The organism is Actinoplanes oryzae (assembly GCF_030757795.1).
Lineage (GTDB): Bacteria > Actinomycetota > Actinomycetes > Mycobacteriales > Micromonosporaceae > Actinoplanes.
This window is the reverse complement of record NZ_JAUQWH010000375.1, coordinates 1-356: the sequence shown is the minus strand read 5'-3', so window position 1 is coordinate 356 and position 356 is coordinate 1. Positions and strand designations below refer to the sequence as shown.

At 61.2% G+C, this 356-nt stretch carries 1 rRNA gene; it reads right to left on the bottom strand.

The annotated features are described in order from the left end of the window. Positions 1-356, bottom strand: a 16S ribosomal RNA gene (locus RBH18_RS44000); the annotation flags it as partial.

Here is a 356-nt window from a genome sequence, read left to right as displayed (position 1 = left end):
AGCTCTTTACGCCCAATAAATCCGGACAACGCTCGCGCCCTACGTCTTACCGCGGCTGCTGGCACGTAGTTGGCCGGCGCTTCTTCTGCAGGTACCGTCACTTACGCTTCGTCCCTGCTGAAAGAGGTTTACAACCCGAAGGCCGTCATCCCTCACGCGGCGTCGCTGCATCAGGCTTCCGCCCATTGTGCAATATTCCCCACTGCTGCCTCCCGTAGGAGTCTGGGCCGTGTCTCAGTCCCAGTGTGGCCGGTCGCCCTCTCAGGCCGGCTACCCGTCGTCGCCTTGGTAGGCCATCACCCCACCAACAAGCTGATAGGCCGCGAGCCCATCCCAGACCGAAAAACTTTCCACCA